At 64.3% G+C, this 23,683-nt stretch carries 20 protein-coding genes and 2 tRNA genes; 13 read left to right on the top strand and 9 right to left on the bottom strand.

The genetic code is table 11. The features are described from left to right. Position 1 precedes the first annotated feature (1 nt). Positions 2-991 (top strand): ABC transporter ATP-binding protein, encoded by a 990-nt coding sequence (locus tag CR917_RS07050; protein WP_043859980.1) that lies wholly within the window; start codon positions 2-4, stop codon positions 989-991. Between the two features lie 24 nt (positions 992-1,015). Then, the gene (locus CR917_RS07045; RefSeq protein WP_078479783.1) at positions 1,016-1,669 is read left to right on the top strand and encodes an HAD family phosphatase; all 654 of its coding nucleotides are present in this window, start codon (positions 1,016-1,018) and stop codon (positions 1,667-1,669) included. 59 nt (positions 1,670-1,728) lie between these two features. Here CR917_RS07045 and CR917_RS07040 read toward each other — a convergent pair whose 3' ends face one another. Beyond that, positions 1,729-2,691, bottom strand: coding sequence for an NAD(P)H-quinone oxidoreductase (locus tag CR917_RS07040; protein WP_104572066.1), 963 nt, complete (start codon positions 2,689-2,691; stop codon positions 1,729-1,731). Between the two features lie 139 nt (positions 2,692-2,830). Here CR917_RS07040 and CR917_RS07035 point away from each other — a divergent pair, with 139 nt between their 5' ends. Further along, a complete protein-coding gene (locus CR917_RS07035) occupies positions 2,831-4,912 on the top strand; it encodes a carboxy terminal-processing peptidase (protein WP_167400229.1) in 2,082 nt (693 codons plus the stop codon). Positions 4,913-5,035: 123 nt separating this feature from the next. Further along, positions 5,036-6,811, top strand: a complete 1,776-nt coding sequence (locus tag CR917_RS07030; RefSeq protein ID WP_104572065.1) for a bifunctional diguanylate cyclase/phosphodiesterase — start codon at positions 5,036-5,038, stop codon at positions 6,809-6,811. On the opposite strand, the gene CR917_RS07025 is transcribed toward CR917_RS07030, so the two are convergent. The 5 genes from CR917_RS07025 to pcaQ form a co-directional block, all read right to left on the bottom strand. Further along, positions 6,793-7,161 (bottom strand): hypothetical protein, encoded by a 369-nt coding sequence (locus CR917_RS07025; RefSeq protein ID WP_043859975.1) that lies wholly within the window; start codon positions 7,159-7,161, stop codon positions 6,793-6,795. The genes CR917_RS07030 and CR917_RS07025 overlap by 19 nt on opposite strands. After that, on the bottom strand, positions 7,158-7,505 hold the full coding sequence (locus tag CR917_RS07020; RefSeq protein ID WP_058541022.1) for a helix-turn-helix transcriptional regulator: 348 nt from the start codon (positions 7,503-7,505) through the stop codon (positions 7,158-7,160). Before CR917_RS07020 ends, CR917_RS07025 begins: the two co-directional genes overlap by 4 nt. 99 nt (positions 7,506-7,604) lie before the next feature. Next, positions 7,605-8,045 carry a YkvA family protein gene (locus CR917_RS07015; protein ID WP_043859973.1) on the bottom strand — a complete coding sequence of 147 codons (441 nt, stop codon included), beginning with the start codon at positions 8,043-8,045 and terminating at the stop codon, positions 7,605-7,607. Between the two features lie 276 nt (positions 8,046-8,321). Then, on the bottom strand, positions 8,322-9,044 hold the full coding sequence (locus CR917_RS07010) for an FKBP-type peptidyl-prolyl cis-trans isomerase (RefSeq protein ID WP_054914671.1): 723 nt from the start codon (positions 9,042-9,044) through the stop codon (positions 8,322-8,324). A gap of 188 nt (positions 9,045-9,232) precedes the next feature. Next, a complete protein-coding gene (gene pcaQ, locus CR917_RS07005) occupies positions 9,233-10,165 on the bottom strand; it encodes a pca operon transcription factor PcaQ (protein WP_043859971.1) in 933 nt (310 codons plus the stop codon). Between the two features lie 102 nt (positions 10,166-10,267). Between pcaQ and CR917_RS07000 the strand changes: the two genes are divergently transcribed. From CR917_RS07000 to CR917_RS06985, 4 genes are all read left to right on the top strand, one after another. Continuing rightward, positions 10,268-10,471 carry a ParD-like family protein gene (locus CR917_RS07000; RefSeq protein WP_043859970.1) on the top strand — a complete coding sequence of 68 codons (204 nt, stop codon included), beginning with the start codon at positions 10,268-10,270 and terminating at the stop codon, positions 10,469-10,471. Then, entirely contained in the window at positions 10,468-11,250 is a 783-nt protein-coding gene (gene map / locus CR917_RS06995) for a type I methionyl aminopeptidase (protein WP_043859969.1), read from the top strand. The genes CR917_RS07000 and map overlap by 4 nt, the downstream gene beginning before the upstream one ends. 426 nt (positions 11,251-11,676) lie before the next feature. After that, entirely contained in the window at positions 11,677-12,369 is a 693-nt protein-coding gene (locus tag CR917_RS06990) for a DUF1266 domain-containing protein (protein WP_043860023.1), read from the top strand. Further along, positions 12,366-15,080 (top strand): molecular chaperone DnaJ, encoded by a 2,715-nt coding sequence (locus CR917_RS06985; RefSeq protein ID WP_104572064.1) that lies wholly within the window; start codon positions 12,366-12,368, stop codon positions 15,078-15,080. Before CR917_RS06990 ends, CR917_RS06985 begins: the two co-directional genes overlap by 4 nt. Here CR917_RS06985 and CR917_RS06980 read toward each other — a convergent pair. After that, positions 15,077-16,768 (bottom strand): molecular chaperone HscC, encoded by a 1,692-nt coding sequence (locus CR917_RS06980; protein ID WP_104572063.1) that lies wholly within the window; start codon positions 16,766-16,768, stop codon positions 15,077-15,079. The genes CR917_RS06985 and CR917_RS06980 overlap by 4 nt on opposite strands. Before the next feature lie 206 nt (positions 16,769-16,974). On the opposite strand from CR917_RS06980, the gene CR917_RS06975 reads away from it, so the two are divergent. The 3 genes from CR917_RS06975 (at position 16,975) to CR917_RS06965 (ending at position 21,080) form a co-directional block, all read left to right on the top strand. Continuing rightward, complete coding sequence (locus CR917_RS06975; RefSeq protein WP_043860021.1) at positions 16,975-17,499, top strand: sigma-70 family RNA polymerase sigma factor; 525 nt, start codon at positions 16,975-16,977, stop codon at positions 17,497-17,499. Positions 17,500-17,543: 44 nt separating this feature from the next. Next, positions 17,544-18,506 (top strand): FecR domain-containing protein, encoded by a 963-nt coding sequence (locus CR917_RS06970; RefSeq protein ID WP_043860020.1) that lies wholly within the window; start codon positions 17,544-17,546, stop codon positions 18,504-18,506. 108 nt (positions 18,507-18,614) lie between these two features. Continuing rightward, the gene (locus tag CR917_RS06965; protein ID WP_043860019.1) at positions 18,615-21,080 is read left to right on the top strand and encodes a TonB-dependent siderophore receptor; all 2,466 of its coding nucleotides are present in this window, start codon (positions 18,615-18,617) and stop codon (positions 21,078-21,080) included. A 163-nt stretch (positions 21,081-21,243) separates the two neighbouring features. On the opposite strand, the gene CR917_RS06960 is transcribed toward CR917_RS06965, so the two are convergent. Beyond that, positions 21,244-21,320 (bottom strand) — tRNA-Asp (locus tag CR917_RS06960). A 16-nt stretch (positions 21,321-21,336) separates the two neighbouring features. Further along, positions 21,337-21,412: transfer RNA gene (locus tag CR917_RS06955), tRNA-Val, on the bottom strand. Between the two features lie 159 nt (positions 21,413-21,571). Here CR917_RS06955 and rdgC point away from each other — a divergent pair. Together rdgC and CR917_RS06945 are read left to right on the top strand one after the other, a co-directional pair. Next, complete coding sequence (gene rdgC / locus CR917_RS06950) at positions 21,572-22,492, top strand: recombination-associated protein RdgC (RefSeq protein ID WP_043860018.1); 921 nt, start codon at positions 21,572-21,574, stop codon at positions 22,490-22,492. Positions 22,493-22,632: 140 nt separating this feature from the next. Next, positions 22,633-23,595, top strand: coding sequence for a bile acid:sodium symporter family protein (locus tag CR917_RS06945; RefSeq protein WP_104572062.1), 963 nt, complete (start codon positions 22,633-22,635; stop codon positions 23,593-23,595). The last annotated feature ends 88 nt before the right edge of the window (positions 23,596-23,683 follow it).

Below are 23,683 nucleotides of genomic sequence, written 5' to 3'. Positions count from 1 at the left end.
AATGAGCTTCGTCAGCATCCAGAACCTGCAAAAAAGCTACGGCGCCAGCGCGGTGTTCAACGACATCAACTGCGAGATCGGCCGCGGTGAGTTCGTCACCCTGCTCGGCCCCTCCGGCTGCGGCAAGTCCACCCTGCTGCGCTGCATCGCCGGCCTGACCGCAGTAGACAGCGGCAGGATCCTGCTCGACGGGCAGGACCTGGTACCGCAGAGCCCGCAAAAGCGCGGCATCGGCATGGTGTTCCAGAGCTACGCGCTGTTCCCCAACATGAGCGTGGAGCAGAACGTCGCCTTCGGCCTGCGCATGCAGAAGATCAAGGGCCAAGACAGCCGCCCTCGGGTACTCGAGGCGCTGCGCATGGTCGAGTTGCAGGACTTTGCCAGCCGCTACCCGCACCAGCTCTCCGGCGGCCAGTGCCAGCGCGTGGCCCTGGCCCGCTCGCTGGTGACCCGCCCGCGCCTGTTGCTGCTGGACGAGCCGCTGTCGGCGCTGGATGCACGCATCCGCAAGCACCTACGCGAACAGATCCGCCAGATCCAGCGCGAGCTGGGCCTGACCACCATCTTCGTCACCCATGACCAGGAAGAGGCGCTGACCATGTCCGACCGCATCTTCCTGATGAACCAGGGCCGCATCGTGCAGAGCGGCGATGCCGAATCGCTGTACACCGCGCCCGTGGATGCCTTCGCGGCCGGCTTCATCGGCAACTACAACCTGCTCGATGCCCAGAGTGCCAGCCGCCTGCTGCAACGTACGGTGAACAGCCGCCTGGCAATCCGCCCCGAAGCCATCGCGCTGAGCCTGGAAGGCGAACGCGAAGGCCTGGTGCGCAGTCACAGCCTGCTGGGCAACGTGATCCGCTACCGCATCGAAGCGCGTGGTGTGGAACTGGTGGTGGATGTGCTCAATCGTTCAGCCGCCGATCTGCATGCGGACGGCGAGCGGGTATCCTTGTCCATCGATCCCACCGCCCTCTGCGAAGTTGCCTGAGGGCCGAACAGGAGTTTTGTTGTTATGGCTTTAGCGATTTTCGATCTGGATGAAACCCTGATCCACGGCGACTGCGCCTCGCTGTGGAGCGAGCAGATGGTGCGCCTGGGCTGGGTGGACGGTGAGTCGTTCCTGCGCAGGGACCGTGAGCTGATGGAGGCCTACGGCAAGGGGCACCTGGCGATGGAAGACTACATGGCGTTCAGCCTGGAGCCGCTGATCGGGCGCACACCAGAGGAAGTCGATCATCTGGTCGAGCCGTGGGTGGAAGACTTCATCGAGCCGATCATCTTCAGTGAGGCCACCCGCACCATTGCCGAGCACCGCAAGGCGGGGGATCGAATTCTGGTGATCTCGGCCTCGGGTGTGCATCTGGTGGGACCGATTGCCTCGCGCCTGGGGATCGACGAGTACCTGGGCATCGAGCTGGAAGTGGAAAAAGGGTTCTACACCGGCAAGACCGTGGGCACCCTGACCTACCGCGAAGGCAAGATCACCCGCTTGCTGGAGTGGCTGGACCAGCAGGAAGAGAACCTGGAAGGCGCAAGCTTCTATTCCGATTCGCGCAATGACCTGCCGTTGCTGCTGAAGGTTGACCACCCGTATGTGGTCAACCCGGACCCGGTGCTGCGCGAGCATGCCGAGAAGAATGGCTGGCCGATTCTGGCCTGGGCCTGAAAAAAGTTCGCCGGCAAGGTCGGCTCCTGCAGGAGTCGGCCTTGCCGGCGAACAGGGCCCTATACCAGGCTGTCGTCGATCACCAGCACCAACTTGCCCGATACCTGGTTGCCCGCCAGTTCGGCATACGCCGCCTCGGCATCCTTCACCGCATAGCTGCCTACCAGTTGCGGCTTCAAGCGCCCTTCGGCGAACAGCGGCCACACCTGTTGGCCCAGGTCACTGAGCAGGTCGGCCTTGAACTGGTCATCGCGATTGCGCAGGGTCGAGCCGGTCACCTGCACCCGCTTGGCCAGTACCTGGGCCAGGTCCAGCTCGGCCTTGCGCCCACCCATCAGGCCGATGATCACCCAGCGCCCGTCACGGGCCAGCAGCTTGAGGTTGAGCGCCGCATAGTTGGCCCCCACCGGGTCCAGGATCACATCGAACGGGGCGAAGTCGTTCAGCGCCTCTATATCGTCACCGCGCACCACGCCACCGCTGGCGCCCAGCGCCTGACAATAGGCCAGCCGCTCGGCCGAGCCCACGCTGACCCAGCTGGGGCTGCCGAACGCCTTGCACAGCTGGATGGCCGCCGACCCCACGCCGCTGGCGCCGGCATGCAACAACACCTTCTCGCCCGGCTTGAGGCCGCCCAGCTGGAACAGGTTGAGCCAGGCCGTGGCGTATACCTCCGGGATCGCAGCCGCCTGCTGCAGGCTCAGGCCCTCGGGCACCAGCAGCACGTGGCGCGCGTCGACCACCACCTCTTCGGCCATGCCGCCACCGGCCAGCAGTGCGCATACCCGGTCGCCCACCTGCCAGGACACCCCGGCTCCCACTTCGCTGATCACCCCGGCACATTCCAGGCCCAGGAACTCACTGGCGCCCGGTGGCGGCGGGTACAATCCGGCACGCTGCAACAGGTCGGCGCGATTGAGCCCGGCCGCTGCCACGCGGATGCGTACTTGACCTACATCGCAAGTTGGACTTGTCGTCTCAACCCACTCCACATGTCCGTCAACGCCTTGCAATGCCTTCACAGTGCCTCCATAGTTGAGTCATGACTGAGCCTGGCTGCCTTGGCACCAGGCTTTTTGCATTATGCGTCCGGCTCCATGGAACCGGCGAATTCAAAGACGGCCTAATATGCGTGATCAATTGCCCCTACGTCGAATCAGCATGAAGCATCTCCTGCCCAGCACTGCCCTCGCCCTGATGATCGGCCTTGGCAGCTTGCCGCTGGCCGGCGCCGCTTCGGCCGCCAACAGTTGGGACAAGTTGCAACCAGACCGCGATGAAGTGGTCGCCAGCCTGAACGTGGTCGAGTTGCTCAAGCGCCACCACTACAGCAAGCCGCCACTCAATGATGCGCGCTCGGTCATCATCTACGACAGTTACATCAAACTGCTCGATCCCTCGCGCAGTTACTTCATGGCCAGCGATATTGCCGAGTTCGACAAGTGGAAGACGCAGTTCGACGACTTCCTCAAGAGCGGCAACCTGGACCCGGGCTTCACCATCTACAAACGTTATCTGGATCGCGTGAAATCGCGCCTGGACTTCGCCCTGGCCGAGCTGAACAAGGGCGTCGACAAGATCGACTTCACCACCCAGGAAACCCTGCTGGTCGACCGCAAGGACGCTCCGTGGCTGCAGAACCAGGCCGAGCTCGACGACCTGTGGCGCAAACGCGTCAAGGACGAGGTGCTGCGCCTGAAGATCGCCGGCAAGGAACCCAAGGCCATCCAGGAACTGCTGACCAAGCGCTACAAGAACCAGCTCGCGCGCCTGGACCAGACCCGCGCCGAAGATATCTTCCAGGCCTACATCAACACCTTCGCCCAGTCGTACGACCCGCACACCAACTACCTGTCGCCCGACAACGCCGAGAACTTCGACATCAACATGAGCCTGTCGCTCGAAGGCATCGGCGCGGTGCTGCAAAGCGACAACGACCAGGTCAAGATCGTGCGCCTGGTGCCGGCCGGCCCTGCCGCCAAGACCAAGCAGGTGGCCCCGGCCGACAAGATCATCGGCGTGGCCCAGGGCGACAAGGAAATGGTCGACGTGATCGGCTGGCGCCTGGACGAAGTGGTCAAGCTGATCCGCGGCCCGAAGGGCTCCGTGGTGCGCCTGGAGGTCATCCCGGCCAGCAACGCGCCTAACGACCAGACCAGCAAGATCGTCTCGATCACCCGCGAAGCGGTCAAGCTCGAAGAACAGGCCGCCAAGAAGTCGGTGCTCAAGCTCAAGCAGGACGGACGCGACTACAAGCTGGGCATCATCGAGATCCCGGCCTTCTACCTCGACTTCAAGGCGTTCCGCGCCGGGGATCCGGAGTACAAGTCCACCACCCGTGACGTGAAGAAACTGCTCACCGAACTGCAGAAGGAAAAGGTCGACGGCGTGGTCATCGACCTGCGCAACAACGGCGGCGGCTCCCTGCAGGAAGCCACCGAGCTGACCAGCCTGTTCATCGACAAGGGCCCCACCGTGCTGGTACGCAACGCCGACGGCCGTGTCGACGTGCTCGAAGACGAAAACACCGGCGCCTTCTACAAGGGCCCGCTGGCGCTGCTGGTCAATCGCCTGTCGGCCTCGGCCTCGGAGATTTTCGCCGGCGCCATGCAGGACTACCACCGTGCCCTGATCATCGGTGGCCAGACCTTCGGCAAAGGCACCGTGCAGACCATCCAGCCGCTCAACCACGGCGAGCTCAAGCTGACCCTGGCCAAGTTCTACCGGGTTTCCGGGCAGAGCACCCAGCACCAGGGCGTGTTGCCGGACATCGACTACCCGTCGATCATCGACACCAAGGAGATCGGCGAGAGCGCCCTGCCTGAAGCCATGCCGTGGGACACCATCCGCCCGGCCATCAAGCCGGCCGTCGACCCGTTCAAGCCGTTCCTTGCGCAACTCAAGGCACGCCACGAAAACCGCAGCGCCAAGGACCCGGAGTTCGTCTACATTCGCGATCGCCTGGCCCTGACCCAGCAGTTGATGAACGAGAAGACCGTCAGCCTCAACGAGGTGGAACGCCGCGCTCGCCATGCCGACATCGAAGGCAAGCAGCTGGCGCTGGAAAACATCCGGCGCAAGGCCAAGGGCGAAGAGCCGCTCAAGGAACTGAAGAAGGAAGACGAAGACGCCCTGCCGGTCGAGCCGGATGACACCAAGCCGGAAGATGACGCGTACCTCGCCGAAACCGGGCGCATCCTGCTGGACTACCTGGGGCTGAATTCCTCGGTGGCCAAGCACTGAAACGATAATGGCAAAATAATGTGACGGTGCCCTTTTCGGGTCATCAAACAGTCATCATTCTGTCGTGAAATAAGGGACTGGGCGCCGACGGCCCCACTCCCTTTTTTTCAAGGTAGCCCTGCCATGACCGTGACCGAACAGCTCAGCGCGTTGAGCTCCATCCTGGCTCAAAGCGGCTTGCACAGCCTGTTCCAACCCATCGTCTGCCTGTCCGAGCGACGCATCCTCGGTTATGAAGCCCTCAGCCGCGGCCCGTCCAACAGCCCGCTGCACTCCCCCATCAACCTGTTCGCCGTGGCCCGCCATGCCGGCCGCCTGACCGAACTGGAGGTGGCCTGCCGCGAAAGCGCGTGCCGACGTTTCAGCCAGCAGCAACTGGAAGGCAAGCTGTTCCTCAACGTGTCGCCCGAGTCGTTGCTCGAGCCGCAATACCAGTCCGGGCGCACGCTCAAGCTGCTGCAGAGCCTGGGCATCCCACCCAGCCGGGTGGTCATCGAGTTGACCGAACAAACCCCCACCGACGACTTCCAGCTGCTGTTCAACGCCCTGCACCACTACCGCGACATGGGCTTTTCGATTGCCCTGGACGACCTGGGCGCCGGCTATTCCAGCCTGCGCCTGTGGTCGGAACTGCGCCCGGACTACGTCAAGATCGACCGGCATTTCATCGACGGCATTCACCAGGATGCGGTCAAGCGCGAGTTCGTCGGCTCGATCCTGCAGATCGCCAAGGCGTCGCGGGCCAAGGTGATTGCCGAGGGCATCGAGCTGGCCGAGGAGCTGGCGGTGCTCACCGAGATGGGGGTCGACCTGGTACAGGGCTACCTGCTGTGCCGGCCGCAGGAGCAACCGCCCCGCGACGCTACCGCCATGCTGCCGTCAGCGACGCACAGTGGCGCGGTGGTGCTGGGTGAGGACGGCCGCGATCTGAGTGCGCTGCTCAACGAGCAACCGGCCGTGAGCGGCGATACGGCGACCCTGGAGGTACTGGCGCTGTTTCGCCGCCAGGCCAACCTTAACTCGCTGGCTGTGCTCGACCATGCACAGCGCCCCTGCGGCATCGTGCACCGCCATTCGCTGTCCGACGCGCTGCTCAAGCCGTTCGCCACCGACCTGTATGCGCGCAAGCCGATCAGCCGGCTGATGAACGAGGATTTTCTGGCGGTGGAGCTCAACCAGTCGCTGCAGAAGGTCAGCCGCCTGCTGACCAGCCGCGCGCGCCAGCGCATCGAGGAAGACTTCATCATTACCCAGAGCGGTCGCTACTTGGGCCTGGGGCGGGTGATCGACGTGCTCAAGCTGATCACCGAACAGAAGCTGCAGCAGGCCCGCTATGCCAACCCGCTGACCCTGTTGCCGGGCAACGTGCCGATCCAGCAATGCCTGACCCGCTTGCTGCAGCAACAGCGCGAGGCAGCGATCTGCTATGTGGACATCGACAGTTTCAAGCCCTTCAACGACATCTATGGCTATGCCAAGGGCGACGAAGTGCTGTTGAGCCTGGCCCAATGCCTGAGCGAACGGGTCGACCCCAGCCGGGACTTCGTCGGCCATATCGGTGGCGACGACTTCATGCTGGTACTGGGTTCGAAGGATTGGGAGCAGCGCCTGAACGTGCTGCTGGACGACTTTCAGAATGCCTGTCGGCGCTTCTACCGCACCGAGCACCTGGAGGCCGGGTGCTTCATCGCGCACAACCGCCTGGGCCAGCGCCAGGAATTCCCGTTGCTGTCACTCTCGATCGGTGTGGTGCAACTGCATGCGCATACCTGCGCGCAACTGGATGCCGGCCAACTGGCCGACCTCGCCTCCCAGGCCAAGCACCATGCCAAGGATGTGCCCGGGCACAGCCTGTACCTGATCGATACGGCGCTGGCGCCTCAGGCCTGTTCGGGATAGCTGTACTCGAATACCCGTACCACTTCCGAGGCATGCCAGGATGCTGCGGCCATGCCGTCCGATGGCCCGGAAAACCGCCCCAGGCGCTCGACGCATTCGAAAAAGCCGGTACGTGGCAAACGGCTGGCCCCCTGGCTGATCACCAGCGAGCTGCGCAGTGGCTGCTCGGCGCGTGCATCGATCACCGCCAGGTACTCAAGCGCGGCGGTCAGGGTCTGCATCGCCGGGCTTGGCAGCTCCAGGCGTTCGAGCAAGGCGCGGTAGGTCAGCAGGTGGCGTTGCCGGCGTGCCACGTCCAGCTCGCCCAGCAGCCCCTCCCATTGCTGACGGCTGATCCGCACGCCGCTCACGACGGCTCGCTCCAGCCTGCCACGCCCAGCTCCCAGGCCAGGCTGCGGCGGATCGCGGCATCCGGCTCGCGCTCACCGCTTTCAATCAGCGCCAGGTACACCGGACTGATGCCCACCTTGCGCGCCAGCTGCTCGGCAGCCAGGCCCTTGGCCTCACGCAAGGCGGCCAGCTCGCCCAACGCGGGCAGGCTGGCCGGCGTGGGTGCAGCGGCGCTGGCGTTGACGCCTGCCGGCTGCGCCGTGGCGGCCGGTTGACCTGCCGCCTTCAACAACGCTTGATAGTGCTCCCAGGGCACGACCGCGTACTCGGGTTGACCGTCTCGGCTGATAACCTGAATACCCATTACAACCCCCTTGTAAGAACCTGCGCATGTAATCGCTCGGTATAGCGCTTATGCCAAATATAGTACCAGCCGGCGCAGTATTGCAGGGTGTAACCGGATTTAGCGCTTTCCCTGCTCCAGGCGCAACGCTTCGGGGGTGTCGGGCAGGCGCTCGACCACGCGCAGTTTCTCGGGAGACTGACGGTTGCGCCAGGCGCGAAAAGCCGCCAGCTCGCTGTCGAACGTCTTCAGCACCCAGGCCAGTACGGCGAGATCGTCGAGCAGGCCGATGCCGGGCAGCCAGTCCGGGATCGCGTCCAGCGGGCTGACAAAGTACAGCAGGCCGGCGACGATGGTCAGTAGTGCCCTTGAGCTGATGGCACGGTACTCGCCACGCCACCACGCCACGCACAGCGCCTGCAGCAGGCGTACGTCATCCTTGAGCTTGCCCAGGCTCGGGCCCTTGCGCGCCACGGCGAAGATCAGCGCTGGCAGGCGCCCCCGGCTCAACAGGCGCTCGGCCAGCGGCAGGAAACGGGCAAAATTCCAGGGTGCTTTCATACCACCTCCAACGGCAGGGCCGGGAAGGTTATCCACAGTATTTGTGGATAACCTTGTGAACAGAGGCCATTTTCAGGCTCGGCGTGCCCGCCATTCAAGGGCCTGGGTCAAATCGGGCGTTTTTTACACACCTGTTTCATTACGCGGTCACTTTGCGAAAGCCGTCACAGTTGCGCACGCCACCAAGGTGTGACGTCAGATCGCTCCCACGGTTCAGCCCGATCCATAAACGACAACGCCCCGTCGAGACGGGGCGTTGTGCACACAGCGGGACGCTTACTTCTCAGCAGCGTCTTCTGCTGCCTTGGCCGGGTCCTTGATGGCGATCAGTTCCAGATCGAACACCAGTACCGAGTTGGCCGGGATCATCGGGCTAGGGCTCTGTGCGCCATAGGCCAGGTCAGCCGGGATGAACAGCTTGACCTTCTCGCCCACGTGCATCAGTTGCAGGCCTTCGACCCAACCCGGAATCACGCCGCTGACCGGCAGGTCGATCGGGCTGCCGCGCTCGACGGAGCTGTCGAACACCTTGCCGTCGATCAGCTTGCCTTCGTAGTGAACAGTGACCACGTCGGTAGGCTTGGGCTGGGCGCCTTCGGCCTTCTTCACGATCTGGTACTGCAGGCCCGACGCGGTGGTGACCACGCCGTCCTTCTTGCCGTTTTCTTCAAGGAACTTCTTGCCGGCGGCGGCCGACTCTTCGCTCATCTTGACCAGGCGTTCTTCAGCACGCTTCTGCAGCGCGGCGAAGGCTTCGACCAGGTCTTCGTCCTTGATCTTCTGTTCCTTCTTGCCGACAGCGTCCTCGATGCCCTGGGCCACGGCCTTGGAGTCGAGATCGTCCATGCCTTCCTGTGCCAGGCTCTTGCCCATGTTCAGGCCGATACCGTAGGAAGCTTTCTGTGCCGGGGTCTTCAGCTCGACGCTGGTCTGCGAATCGCAACCCGCCAGTACCAGGCTAACCAGGGCAACCGCAGCCGCCAACCGATGCTGTTTCATGCTATTTCCTTGTTCATGCGCCAAAAGGGCAATCGAGTAAAGCCGCGAGCTTATCAGGCGGCCACGACCAATGGCTACCGGCATGAGAGCGACAAAAGGTCGAGAAGTTCAGCCAGGTGAAGGCTTCTTCATGCAGCCGATAAGCCAGTGGCCAGTATTGCAGCCAACGCCCCGGATCTGGATGAAATCTACGGGTAGTGTCCTTCGCGGTACTGCCCCGCCACTTCGCGCAGCACCTGGCACAACCACTGGGCCGGCAGGGCCTGTGGCAGCGCGGCATTGCTGCAGATACCCACCGAGCCACCGGGTTCGCGCACGCCCAGGTCGAGCTCGCACAGCTCGCCCCGCTGCAGGTCGACCCGCACCGCATCACGCGGGGCCACCCACACCGCATCGCTGCCCAGCACATAGCGCCGGCTCAGTGCCGGGGAAAGCGTTTCCAGACGTTGCTGCGGTTGTTCGATGGCGCATTGCACGAACAGGCTGTCGGCATGCTTGCGAATGGTGGTGCCGGCCAGGGGCAGTACCAGCGGGTACTGGCCCACCTGGTTGCGCTCGATCGGGCTGCGTGCCAGCAACGGGTGGCCGGGGCGCACCACCAGCGACATCGACTCGCTGTACAGGTGCTCGAACAGCAGGCCCTGGATCTGCGGGCTGTCGGTCATGCGCCCGATCACCAGGTCCAGCTCCCCCACATGCAGCTGCGCCAGCAGGTGCGCACTGGGGCCGGTGGCAACGCTGACCACCAGGGCCGGGTGGCGCTGGTGCAGGCGGCAGATCACTTCGGGAATGAGCAGGCTTTCGACGGTCGAGAGCACACCGATCTTCACCTGCGGCGGCGCGTGTTCCTCGCCGCGCAGGGTACTCACCCCTTCGCGCAGGGCCTGTACGCACGGGCCGGCGTAGCGCATGAAGCGCACCCCGGCCGCAGTCAGCTCGACACCCTGCTTGCCGCGCTCGAACAATCGCGTCTGCAGCAGTTCTTCGAGCTCCTTGAGGGTCTTGGAAATCGCCGGCTGGCTGATGGCCACGGCGTCGGCGGCCTTGGCGAAACTGCCTTGACGGGCGATTTCGAGAAAGCACAGCAGGTGGCGGAACTTGATGCGGGTATCGAGGTTCATGGCCGGAGTTTATCGCAACCGCAGCCCCTTTGCGGCGCCGGCCTCGAACAACACACCAGCTATATGCTATATATACGTTTCGTATACAGAGTGAGTATTAAAATGGGTATCGTCAAGATCGATGACGCGCTGCATGAAGACCTGCGCATTGCCAGCGGCGCGGTGTCGCGCTCGATCAACGCGCAGGCCGAGTACTGGATTCGCATCGGCATGCTGGCCGAGCTCAACCCGCACATGACCTACCAGGAACTGTTGCGCCAGTTGCTGCGCCAGGAGCAGGCCAGCCTCAGGGAGCTGATCGCATGAGCGAGGTGATCCTGAAGAACCCGCAGCAACTGGCCTTGATGCGTACCGCCGGGCAATTGCTGACGCGGGTGTTCGAGCACCTGGACGGCTTTGTCGCGCCAGGGGTCAGCACCTTGCAGATCAACGACCGTGCCGAGGCGTACATCGTCGATGTGCTCAAGGCGCGTCCGGCCAGCAAGGGGCAGTACGGGTTCAAGTATTCGCTCAACACCTCGGTCGACCATGTGGTGTGCCACGGCGTGCCAAGTGCCGACGAGGTGCTGAAGGCGGGGTCGATCATCAATGTGGACATCACCCTGGAACAGGGTGGTTACATTGCCGACTCGTCGAAGATGTATGCGGTGGGCGCCATTGCCGACGAGGCGCGGCAATTGGTCGATACCACCTATGCCGCGTTGTGGGCGGGCATTCGCCAGGTGCGGCCCGGGGCCACGCTGGGTGATGTGGGGCATGCGATACAGCGGCTTGCCGAGGGCGCGGGTTACAACGTGGTGCGTGAGTACTGCGGGCACGGCATCGGCAGGCAGATGCACGAGGCGCCGCAGGTGCTGCACTACGGACACCGCAACAGCGGGCTGGTGCTCAAGCCGGGCATGGTGTTCACCATCGAGCCGATGATCAACCAGGGTGGGCGTGGGGTGCGTACGCTCAAGGACGGGTGGACGGTGATCACCCGGGACCGCAGCCTGTCGGCACAGTGGGAGCATACGGTGGCAGTGACGGCGCAGGGGGTCGAGGTGTTGACCTTGCGTGAGGAAGAGCGGGGCATGGTCGGGTGACTGGCTCACCATCGCACTGCTGATCGTGCTTTTGATGTTCCGGTTCTTCAGGGGGGCTTGTGGGGCGCTTGGATCACCGCCCGTGCCGGATAATCTCTCGGCCCCCTTCCCGGGGAGCGACGGTTGTAAGGTTAGCGAGCTTATCCAGCATGGACAGACACGCCGAAGGCCCCTTCCGCTCTTACAGCGGCTTACTTTTTTCTTGGAAAAAGTAAGCAAAACCGCTCCGTCCAGCATCCGGCCTCCTGAAGGACGGAAAGATCAAAAGCAAAGCAACAGCAAGAGCAAGAGCAAGAAAACCAGCACCGGTAGACACCACTGCCGAAAAAATCTGGATCCAATTGCCCCACCCGCCCCGCCTCTCTACAATCCGCGCCATTACGGTCGACCCCGCCCATTCCCCGTCGACCCCGGAGCCTTCTATTCATGGAAGAGATTGAACAGCACTGGCTGTACGCCCTTTCTGCACCCATGGCCGCCCTCAACGGCGCCAGCCTCACCTCCCCCCGCTATTTCGAAGCCGAAGGGGACCTGGACCTGAAAAAATGGTGGGGCATCAACAACCGCCGCGAGCTGCTCGACATGCTGCGCATGGCCGACACCGGCCACGCCGAAAAACTCAACGATGCCTACTGGCAATACCCTCGCCGCCAACCCAGCCAATGGCAGGCACTGCTTGACGAGCTGGGCCCGCGCGAGCGCGCCAACTATGAATTTGCCGCACGCACCTATGCCGATTGCGGCTTCGGCGGCACCCGCGCCTGGGACCTGGGCCGCATGGGCTACCTGCTGCGCGCCGGGGTGTTCGAGAACCTGATCACCGAGCCCGAAAGCCTCTGGCTGCACAGCCGCCTGGCCCTGCGCGCACGCCACTTCTACAACAGCTGGGACACCTACATCGCCGGCTACATGTTCGGCAAATCGCTATGGAACTGCTCCAGCCATGACGACGACGTCTACCCCTACCGGATCGACCGCCAGGGCGCCGAGCACTGGAACCGCTGCATCATCATGAACATGCTCAAGCGCGGCAAGGCACTGTTCGCCAGCCTGCCCTGGGACCTACCACTGGACTACCCGCCCCGGCCCGATTCGCTCGAGGAGGGCACCTGGTCATGAGTTGCTGGATAAAGCTGGGCATCGAGCCCACCAAGGACCAGGACGTCATCCGCGGCGCCTACCGCGCCCGCCTGCCGGAGTTTCACCCCGAAACCGACCCGCAGGGCTTCCAACTGCTGCGCCAGGCCTACGAGCACGCGCTCAAGCTCGCCACCCGCACGGATGACGAAGACGACGAAGAGGACGAGGACGTCGGCGAAGAACAGGCCTACGCAGAACGCCCGCCGCGCCCGCCTCGCGTGCACCCGGTCATCGCCACCTTCGCCCGCATGCTCGCCGACCCGGCCCGGCGCTACAACGTCGATGCCTGGCAGGACTACTTGCGTGAGCTCGACCAGTTGCCCCTCGAAGAACTCGAGGACGTCAGCTGGGAGCTGCTGTGGCGCCTGGAAGAAGCCGGCCAGCTGTCCAATGCCTGCGTGCAGGTGCTGGCCAAGCGCCTGGCCTGGGACAAGCAGTTGCTGCGCCTGGGCTTCGAAGAGGCGCAGGAAGTCGAGACGCTGCTGGCTCGCTTCGCCGCCCCCGACCCGTTCGACATGCGCCTGATGAACGACTGGTCTACGGCCGCGCAGTTGGAAACCCTGTGGTACCTGCGCAGCCTGGACCACCTCTACAACAACCGCCCGCTGTTCGAACTGGCCGCCTTCGCCCGGGAACACACCGTGGTCGCCCTGCCCCCGGACGCCGCACTGGTCGAACGCCTGCTGCTGCAGATCGGCCAGGCCGGGGTGGCCAGCCCGAGCCTGTACGCGCTGTGCGTCGAACGCCAGGCGCTACAACCCGACGATGTCGACGCGCTGTACCAGCTGGCCTGCCAGGCCAGCCTGCTGGGCAAGGAAGAAGAAGCGCTGTCGTGCTGGAGCCGCCTGTGGCTGGAATTCCGCCACCCGGTGGCCGCCCGCGAGCTGCTGGACCTGTGCACCGCGCACCAGCCGCAACGCCTGCCGCTGATGATCCAGGCCTTCGACCGCCTGGCGCCGGTGCGCACCTGGCCCGACGACCTGAGCGAAGACGAACAGACCCTGGGCAGCCCGGCGCAGCGCCCGGAAACCCTGACGCGCTGGTTCCAGGCCGCGCGCCTGGAACTGGACGGCATCGCGGGGCAGTTCGTCGACTGGCGGGCCACCGATGAGCGTGAGCTGGAACTGCTCGCCAGCCTGATCGACGAACACCCGGACCCGGCCCTGCAGCGTCTGTACCGTCACGCCTGGGCCCTGCACTGCGGTGACGCCGCGCTGTTGCAACAGGTGCTCGACGAACCGAAAAGCAGCCACCTGATCGATGAACTGATCCTCGACGGCTTGCGCTACCAGGCCCAACAGCAACTGGCCTGGCTGCAACAGGCGCCGATCCCCCTGGCGATCCAGGCGTTCCTGAACAGCAACTCGCCGCACCCACAACTGCCCGACGTGCTCAAGGACGGCGCCACCACCCTGTGCCGCGACTGGCTGCGCCGCCTGCGCGCCTACGACGGGCGCACCCTGGCCCGCCTGCACGAGACCTTCAGCCCGCGCGCCATGATGCCGGTACCGTTCGGCCTGGAGATGCAATGCGAGCTGGGCGCCGCAGGCGTGGTGCTGCCTCCCGCACCGGCCGGCGCCGAGTTGTGGCACTGGCACCGCCAGGCACTGTTCATGCTGGCCCTGGCCCAGGCGCCACAACGCTGGCTGGCGCTGGTGACGCCGAGCATGCTCGACACCCTGCAGTGCCCACCCGGCCATCCGTTGGCAAAGGTCCATACCCTGCTGCTGAACCTGCTGCAGGAACAAGGCAACCTCGATGGGCTGCTGGGCTGGCTGGACAGCCGCGACCCGCTGCAAAAAGCCATTGCCGACAGCCTGCCCGCGCCGGACCAGGCCCTGAGCAGTGCGCGCCTGCCCAGCACGCTGGCGTTGCTGGCCAGCTACCAGAAGGACGAAGAGGCCTTCGCCGACGACCTGCTGGGCATGATGCTGTTCTGGGCGGTGCTCTACCACGACCCGGCACTGGATGCCGAACAGCACCGCGTGCTGCTGCGCACCATGGCCGACATCTCCAGTGAAGAGCCGTGGTTCGAAGCCTTTCGCAGCGGCCTGATCAAGGGCGAGCCGAGCCGGCCGCCGCGCGAGAAGCTCGATGCCTACGGCATGGACAGCGCGGTGTTCTACCAGGTCATGGATACGCTCAAGGGCCTGATCCGCTACGGCCGTGTCGGCGTACCGCGCCTCAAGGTGCTCAAGCAGCTGCAAAAGGCCAAGGATGACCCCAGCACCGGTATCGGCCTGCGCTTTGCGCTGACCGCGGTGTTGTCCTGGTGCGAGCGCCTGCTGCTGGCCCAGGCCGATCTTCAGCCAGTATCGCCCTGGGCCTTCTGGCGCTGGAACACGCGCCTGGGCCGTGGCGCATTCGTCGGCCAGCTGATGTTGTGGTTCTTCGTCACCCTGGTGCTTGCCATCACCTCCAGCGATGCGCCCGAGGCCATGGTCAAGATCGGCCTGGGCCTGGCCCTGCTGTTCGGCACCTGCCTGCGCCGGCTGCACGACATTGGCCATGGGATCGTGGTGATGGTGCTGCTGGCTGCACTGTCGGTAGCGCTGCCGTTCCTGCCGCTGGTGCTGGTGGTGATGCCCGGCGACGTGCTGCCCAACCGCTGGGGCGTGTCGCCGGAGCATCATGACCCCGACGCTCTCAGCGGCGGGCTGCAGGCTGTGCTGCGGCGCCTGATCGGCTAGAGGTTGAGTGCGTCCAGCGCCTCGTTCAACTGCTGGCGCTGGCTGGCGATCAGGCTGGACTGCTGGGTGGCCAGCACCTGGCTGAAGTCGCTCAGCCAGGTGCCGATCTGCTCGCGCTCATCGCCCAGGCACTGCATCCAGGCGCGCTCCAGGCGCGCCGTCAGGGTTCGGTTGGGCAATGCATCGCGCGGGTGGATCTTCAGCCCGGCCAGGCGCTGATGGCTGTTCTGGCGCGCCTCTTCATCCAGCCCGGTGGGGCTGCGGTCGATGCTGTGGCTGTGGCGCTTGCCGGTGTCCACCAGGGTCACGTCGACTTCGAGCAGGCCGTTGATGTCGTAACTGAAGCGGATGTCCAGTGACTGGATCTTGTCCATCGGGGTCAGCTCGACGACGAAGCTGTCGATGAAGATGTTGTCACGCACCCACGGCCGCTCACCCTGGTAGACCTCGACGTTGATGGTCTTCTGCTGTTCGTGGGAGGTGTAGAAGCGCTGCACCCGCGAGGTCGGTATCACCGTGTTGCGCTCGATGATCGGCGAGAATACCCCGCTGATGTTGGCGCCGCGGGTGGTCTCGATGCCCAGGGTGTAGGGGCATACGTCGGTCAGGATCAGCTCTTCGATGGCCGAGTCGCGGGCCTTGCAGGCCGCCTGGCTGGCAGCGCCCAGGGCGACGATGGTGTCGGGGTCGAGGTGGCGGTACGGCAGGCGGCCGAACAGCTTGGCCACCATCTGCTGCACCACCGGCATGCGCGTGGCACCGCCCACCAGCACCAGGCTGTCGAGGTCGCGCGGGCTCAGCCGCGCGTCGCGCAGGGCCTGCTCGATGGGCGCGCGCACCCGGCCCAGCAGCGGCTCCCAGATCGTCTGCGCGCCCAGCTCGTCCAGGGTCCACTCGCGGGGCTCGCCGGCCCCCTTCCAGTAGACCGTCTGCGGGCCTTCGCCCAGCTTGCACTTGAGCAGTTCGATGCTGTCGTACAGGCTCGCCAGCGCCTGCGGTTCGACGCTGGACAGGGTCATGCCCCAGTCCTTCAGGCAGGCCTGCAGCAGCGCTTCGGTGAAGTCTTCGCCGCCAAGAAAGTTGTCGCCGGTGGAAGCATGCACCTCGATCAGCGGCAGGGCGTATTCGAGCACAGTGACGTCGAAGGTACCGCCCCCCAGGTCGAAGATCAGGGTGCGCTCGAATTTCTGCTCGTGCAGGCCGTAGGCCATGGCGGCGGCGGTCGGTTCGTTGATCAGGCGCTGCACCTTGAGGCCCGCCAGCTCGGCGGCGAACACGGTGCGCTTGCGCTGTTCATCGCTGAAATAGGCCGGCACCGAAATCACCGCCTCGTGCACCGCGCAGCCCAGAAAGGCCTCGGCGTCGTGCTTCAGCGAGCCCAGCACCAGGGCCGAGAGCTCTTCGGGGCTGAATGCCTGCCCGCCCAGCTCCAGGCGCTTTTCGCTGCCCATGAAACGCTTGAATGCCGCGACGCTGTGATCGGGGTGGGTGGTCAATCGCGAACGGGCGGCGCGCCCCACCAGGATGCTGCCGTCGTCATCGATACTGACCACCGAGGGGGTAAGCACCTCGCCAAGGGCATTCGGGATCAGTTGGGCACGGCCTTGCTGCCATACGGCGATCAGGCTGTTGGTGGTGCCCAGGTCAATGCCCAGCAAGGGCGCGGCGGCGGGGGTTGCATCCTGCATATGAGGTCTCTGGCAGTGGTCGTCATCGGCCAGCGGCCGGAGCTCGCCCGGCCTGCTGAAAGGCGCCCTACTTTAACTGAACCCCCCACCTCGACAAACAACGAATGCACACACGGCGAAAAAGGCCTGACCTGTAAAAAAACATATCTATGATAGTCATTCTCATTTGAGATAAGCTTGCGCATTACGTCGCACGAGCACAATGGATGTCCACCCCAACCTCCGCCGTCAACCCGCTGGTCAGCGCCTTCCAGGAGCATTACGCCGACCTTCTGGCGTTTCTTGCACGGCGCATGGGCAATGTGGAAAAGGCCGCGGACGTGGCCCAGGACACCTACCTGCGACTGGCCAGCCTGTCCGATACGGCGCAGATTCTCGAACCGCGTGCCTTTGTCTTTCGCGTTGCCAGCAACCTTGCCATCGACCGCCTGCGCCAGGAACAGCGACGCTCGGCGCTGCATGACGACGTCAGTGACAACCTGGACGTCTGCGACCCCCTCGCCTCCCCCGAGAAGCAGTTCCTGGCTGCCGAAGCGATCGAACAACTGGACCGCAGCCTGGCCCAGTTGCCCAGCAAGGCGCGCCTGGCACTGCTGCTCAATCGCCTCGAAGGCTTGACCCATGCACAGATAGCCGTGCGCCTGGACGTGTCCGAAAGCACGGTGGGCAAGTACATTGTGCAAGCCATGCGGCACTGCCGCGATTGGCTACGTCAGTCGGAATCTATTTAGAATGCCCGGTACGCCCCCTCTGAAGGTTTCAGCAGCCCCTCATCATGACTAGACCCAACCCTTCCCAACCATCCCCTGTCGAGCTGGAGGATCAGGCCATCGAGCAGTGGGTGATGCTGATGTCGGGGAATGCCAGCGAGTCGGATCATGCCGCGTTTCGCCAGTGGCGCCAGCGCAGCCCGGCGCACGAAGCAGCGGCGCGGCTGGCCGAGCAGATGTGGCACGGGGTAGCGCAGACGGCCACCGCGCAATCCTTCGTGCCGCCAGCGCCCCAACGCCGTGCAAAACCCTTGCGATGGGCTGCGCTGGCCGCCGGGCTGGCGGTGCTGGCCGTGACCCAGTTGGGGCAGCCAATGAAGGTGTACATGGCCGACCAGTCGACCGCCGTCGGCGAACGCAGGCACCTGGTGCTGGAGGACGGCAGCGAGGTCTGGCTCAACAGCGCCAGCGCACTGTCGGTGCGCTATTCGTCCACGCGTCGCGATATCGACCTGATCAAGGGCGAGGCGCTTTTCCAGGTCAGCAAGAACCCGGCGCGTCCATTCGTGGTGCATGCCGCCGCAGGCACGGCCCAGGCACTGGGCACCCGGTTCGACGTGAACCTGCTCGAACAGCAGGTGCGGGTCGGCGTCAGCGAGGGCGTGGTGCAGGTAACGTCCGGTGGCCAGAGCGCGCGCCTGGAACCGGCCCAGCAACTGGACTATGCCCAGGGCCTGCCACCGTCCTCCACGCGCCCGCTGGACCTGACCAGTGATTCGGCATGGCAGCGCGGCAAGCTGATCTTCAATCGACGCCCACTCGACGAGGTGGTCAGCGAAATCGGGCGCTATGTACCCGGCGCACTGGTGGTGACGGGGCAATTGCCGAGCACGGCGGTGAGCGGGGTGTTCAACCTGGACGACGGTGCCCAGATGTTCAGTACCCTGGCGCGCACCCAACCGCTGCGGGTCGTGCAACTGCCGTGGCTGACCCTGGTGATGAACCGCGAGAGCGTCGAAGAAAAATAAATTCGGATTTTGTTGGCAAGGTTGACGGCAATGAATCGTCGTTGGTTTGAACGCGAATACTTCTCATAAATATCGCTTCTTACCAACATTTGATGACGGACGATTTCAATGCAGGCGCTTTCCAACGCTTTTCCGTTCAGTGGCCGTACCCTGACGCTGGCCATCGCTCTGACCCTGGGTGGCGGGGTGCCGCTGACCCTGCCGCTGGCCCACGCAGCCGAAACCACTACGCGCCTGACCCTGAACCTGGCGCCCCAGGCGCTGGACCGGATGCTCACTCAACTGGCCGACCAGGCCAACGTACGTCTGGTGTTCAACTCCAGCGACCTGGCTGGCCGGTCCGGCCCGGCCCTGCAGGGTGCCTTTACCCTGGCCCAGGCCCTGGACCGGTTGCTGCAGGGCAGCGGCCATACCTGGCAGTTGCTGGACGGTCAGACCCTGGTGCTGGAAAAACTGCCTGCCGCCGATGCATCCGTGGTGCTGGGCGCCACCAACATCGACAGCCGCGCAACCGAATCGGCCTACGGCCCGGTCGACGGGATCGTGGCCAAGCGCAGCGCCACCGGCTCCAAGACCGACACGGCCCTGAGCGAGATCCCGCAGACGATCAACGTCATCACCCAGGACGAAGTGAAGATGCGCGGCGCCCAGTCGGTCACCGAGGCCCTGCGCTACACCGCCGGCATGACCGGTGGCGGCTTCGCCGACCGGGTGAAGGTGTTCGATGAACCCACCTCCCGCGGCTTCTCCCCCACCCCGCTGTACCTGGACGGCCTGCACCTGCCCTACAGCGGCGGCAGCACGGGTGGCTCGCTGCAGATCGACCCCTACACCCTGGAGCGCATCGAAGTGCTCAAGGGCCCGGCGTCGGTGCTGTATGGCCAGAACCAGCCGGGCGGCATCGTCAACATGGTGAGCAAGCGCCCCACCGCCACGCCGCTGCATGAAGTGGTCATCGGTGGCGGCAGCTACGACCGCAAGTACGGGGCCTTCGACCTCGGTGGCCCGATCGACGATCAGGGTCAGTTCCTCTATCGCCTGACCGGCGTGGTCAACGACAGCAACTCGCAGATCGACTATGCCGACCAGAACCGCATGCTGCTGGCGCCCAGCCTGACCTGGCTGGCCAACGAGCGCACCACCGTCACGGTGTTCGGCCAGTACCAGAAAGACCGCGACACCCCGGAAGCCCAGGGCCTGCCGGCCAAGGGCACGGTGTACAGCACCGCCAACGGGCGCATCAGCCGCAGCCTGTTCATCGGCGAGCCGGGCCTGAACAAATATGACCGCGAGCAGTTCGTGGTCGGCTACGAGATCGCCCACGAGCTCAACGACACGTGGACCCTCAAGCAGAACGCACGCTACGCCGACCTCGACGACCGCTACGTCGCGCCACTGCACGGCTATTCATTCGGCCCCAACCCGGTCACCGGCGCCAACGACTTCAGCTACCAGGCAGACCGCTTCGGGGTGGACTGGGCGCAGCACAACCGGGTCTACGGCATCGATAGCACCGCCCAGGCCAAGTTCAAGACCGGCGAGCTGGACCACACCCTGCTGCTGGGGGTGGACTATTACCACTTCAACTCCGAGTTCCTCGGCCGATACGACCGTCGCGGCCCGGGCATCGACCTGTACAAGCCGGTCTACGGCAGCAAGTTCACTTTCACCCAGCCTTACCGCTGGGACAACACCATTACCCAGACCGGCCTGTATGCCCAGGATCAACTGCTGTGGAACAAATGGTTCCTGACCGTGGGCGGCCGCTATGACTTTGCCGAAACCGACAACAAGACGCCGCTCAACGGCGGCCACACCAACCAGAAGGATGAAAAGTTCACCGCGCGTGCGGGGCTGGGCTACTCGTTCGACAACGGTGTGACGCCCTACGTGAGTTACGCCGAGTCGTTTTTGCCGCTGTCCGGTGTCGACGCCAACGGTTCGGGTTTCGACCCCACCAACGGCAAGCAGTATGAAGTGGGCATCAAGTACGAGCCCAGGTCGATCGACGGTTTCATCCAGCTGTCCGCCTACCAGATCGACCAGGACAACATGCTGACCAACGACCGCGACGACCCGAGCCTGAGCGTGCAGAGCGGCTCGGTGCGTTCGCGTGGTGTCGAGCTGGAAGGCAAGGTCAATGTCACCGACAACCTGAGCGTGCTGGCTGCGGTATCACGCAACCAGATCAAGTGGCGCAGCATCAACGACGGCCGCGAAGGCCGTACCCTGGCCATGCAGCCACCGCTGACCGCTTCGGCGTGGGTCAACTACGACTTCGACGTTTCCACAGTACTGGCCGGGTTCGGTGTGGGCCTGGGCGCGCGCTATGTGCGCAGCAGCTACGGTTCGGACTACGTGGGCGACTCTTTCCAGATTCCGTCCTACACCGTGTATGACGCCATGGTGTCCTATGACCTGGAAAAATCGCCGCTGCACGTCAAGGGCGTGAAGCTCAAGGCCAACCTGCAGAACCTCACGGACGAGAAGTACGTGGCGGCCTGCAATGGCGGGCTGGACTGCTATTACGGCGAAGGCCGCACCCTGAGTGCAGACGTGACCTACAACTGGTAAGACGGCGCGAGGCTGTCTGGAAAAGGCGCCCTCAGCGGCGCCTTTTTCGTTGTTGGATGGGGATGCGTGGCAGGCGCGGCCAAACGCCAGGCACAAAAAAAGCGACCCTAAGGTCGCTTCGTTTGTGGCTTCAGGGAGTTCAGTGGGCCCTGAAGCTAATATATGGCGCAGCGGACGGGACTCGAACCCGCGACCCCCGGCGTGACAGGCCGGTATTCTAACCGACTGAACTACCGCTGCGCGATACACTGAGAAGTGGTGGGTGATGACGGGATCGAACCGCCGACCCTCTGCTTGTAAGGCAGATGCTCTCCCGGCTGAGCTAATCACCCTTCGTCTCGGTGTGGCGCGCATTCTACGGAGCACCTCACACTCTGGCAAGCACTTTTTTAAAATTATTTTTCAGGCCTTCCAATGACTTAGCGGGCTTGGCCTGAACACGCCGCTCGGAGAATAATGCCCTCCTTATGTACCGAGGAGAGATGCACCCCATGTGGTTCAAAAACCTGCTGCCCTACCGCCTTACCCAGGACATCCAGTTCGACGCCGAGGCGTTGGAAACCGCACTGGCCAGCAAGCCGGCGCGCCCCTGTGCCAGCCAGGAGTTGACCACCTACGGTTTCGTCGCGCCCTTCGGCAAGGGCGAAGATGCGCCCCTGGTGCATGTCAGTGGCGACTTCATGCTGATCGCGGCACGCAAGGAAGAACGCATCCTGCCCGGCAGCGTGGTGCGTGATGCGGTCAAGGAGAAGATCGACGAGATCGAAGCCGAGCAGATGCGCAAGGTCTACAAGAAGGAGCGCGACCAGATCAAGGACGAGATCATCCAGGCCTTCCTGCCCCGCGCCTTCATCCGTCGTTCGATGATCTTCGCCGCCATCGCGCCCAAGCAGGGCCTGATCCTGGTCAACTCGGCCAGCGCCAAGCGTGCCGAGGACCTGCTGTCGACCCTGCGTGAAGTGATGGGCTCGTTGCCGGTGCGCCCGGTGACCGTGAAGATCGCCCCAAGCGCGACCCTGACCGACTGGGTCAAGTCGCAGAAGGCTGCGCCCGACTTCTATGTGCTGGACGAGTGCGAGCTGCGCGACACCCACGAAGACGGCGGCATCGTACGCTGCAAGCGCCAGGACCTGACCAGCGACGAGATCCAGCTGCACCTGGGTACCGGCAAGGTGGTGACGCAGCTGTCGCTGGCCTGGCAGGACAAGCTGTCGTTCGTGCTGGACGACAAGATGGTGATCAAGCGCCTGAAGTTCGAAGAGCTGCTGCAGGACCAGGCCGAGGAAGACGGCGGCGAAGAGGCCCTTGGCCAGCTCGATGCCAGCTTCACCCTGATGATGCTGACCTTCGGCGACTTCCTGCCGGCGCTGTTCGAAGCGCTGGGTGGAGAGGAGATCCCGCAGGGGGTCTGATCGGCTTCTCTCTACATAGCTATATAGAGGCCTTGCGGGCCTCATCGCGGGTCAAGCCCGCTCCTACAGGGTCGCTGCAATCCTTGTGGGAGCGGGCTTGACCCGCGATGGGGCCGCCGATAATAAAAAAGGAGTCCCCCATGCGCGCCCTCGCCGCCCTCAGCCGCTTCGTCGGCAATACATTCGCCTGGTGGGTGCTGCTGTTTGCCCTCCTGGCCTTCTTCCAACCCGCCTGGTTCATCGGCCTGAAGGTCGCCATCGTGCCGCTGCTGGGCGTGGTGATGTTCGGCATGGGCCTGACCCTCAAGGTCGAAGACTTCGCAGCCGTGTTCCGCCAGCCCTGGCGCGTGGCCCTGGGCGTGGTCGCCCACTTCGTGATCATGCCGGGCGTGGCCTGGCTGCTGTGCCAGCTGTTCCACCTGCCCGCCGAAATCGCCGTGGGCGTGATCCTGGTCGGCTGCTGCCCAAGCGGTACTTCCTCCAATGTGATGGCGTGGCTGGCCAAGGGCGACCTGGCCCTGGCTGTGGCGATAGCCGCCGTCACCACCCTGCTCGCCCCGCTGCTGACCCCCGCGCTGATCTGGCTGCTGGCCTCGGCGTGGCTGCCGGTCTCGTTCATGGAGATGTTCTGGTCGATCCTGCAACTGGTGATGCTGCCGATCGTGCTCGGCGTGCTCGCCCAGCGCCTGCTCGGCCCGCGCGTACAGCTGGCGGTGCAGGTGCTGCCGCTGGTGTCGGTGGTGAGCATCGTGCTGATCGTGTGCGCGGTGGTGGCGGCCAGCCAGGCCAAGATCGCCGAATCGGGCCTGCTGATCATGGCGGTGGTGATCCTGCACAACACCTTCGGGTTCGCCCTGGGCTACGTCACCGGCAAGCTGTTCAAGCTGCCGCTGGCCCAGCGCAAATCCCTGGCGCTGGAAGTCGGCATGCAGAACTCCGGGCTGGGCGCGGCACTGGCCAGTGCGCACTTCTCGCCCCTGGCGGCGGTGCCCAGCGCGCTGTTCAGCGTGTGGCACAACATCTCCGGTGCGCTACTCTCGACCTGGTTCCGGCGCATGGAAGAACCCGTCGCCGAAACGGCAGCGGTCGACGCCACGCGTTGACCGCCACTTGCCCCCCGGCAAGGAAATGTGCACTATAGTGCGCACTGTGAGGACGACCTCACGACGCACCGCGTGACCGATCCGGGGA

Source organism: Pseudomonas sp. BRM28, from assembly GCF_002939405.1.
Lineage (GTDB): Bacteria > Pseudomonadota > Gammaproteobacteria > Pseudomonadales > Pseudomonadaceae > Aquipseudomonas > Aquipseudomonas palmensis.
This window is presented reverse-complemented; position numbering and strand designations above follow the sequence as displayed.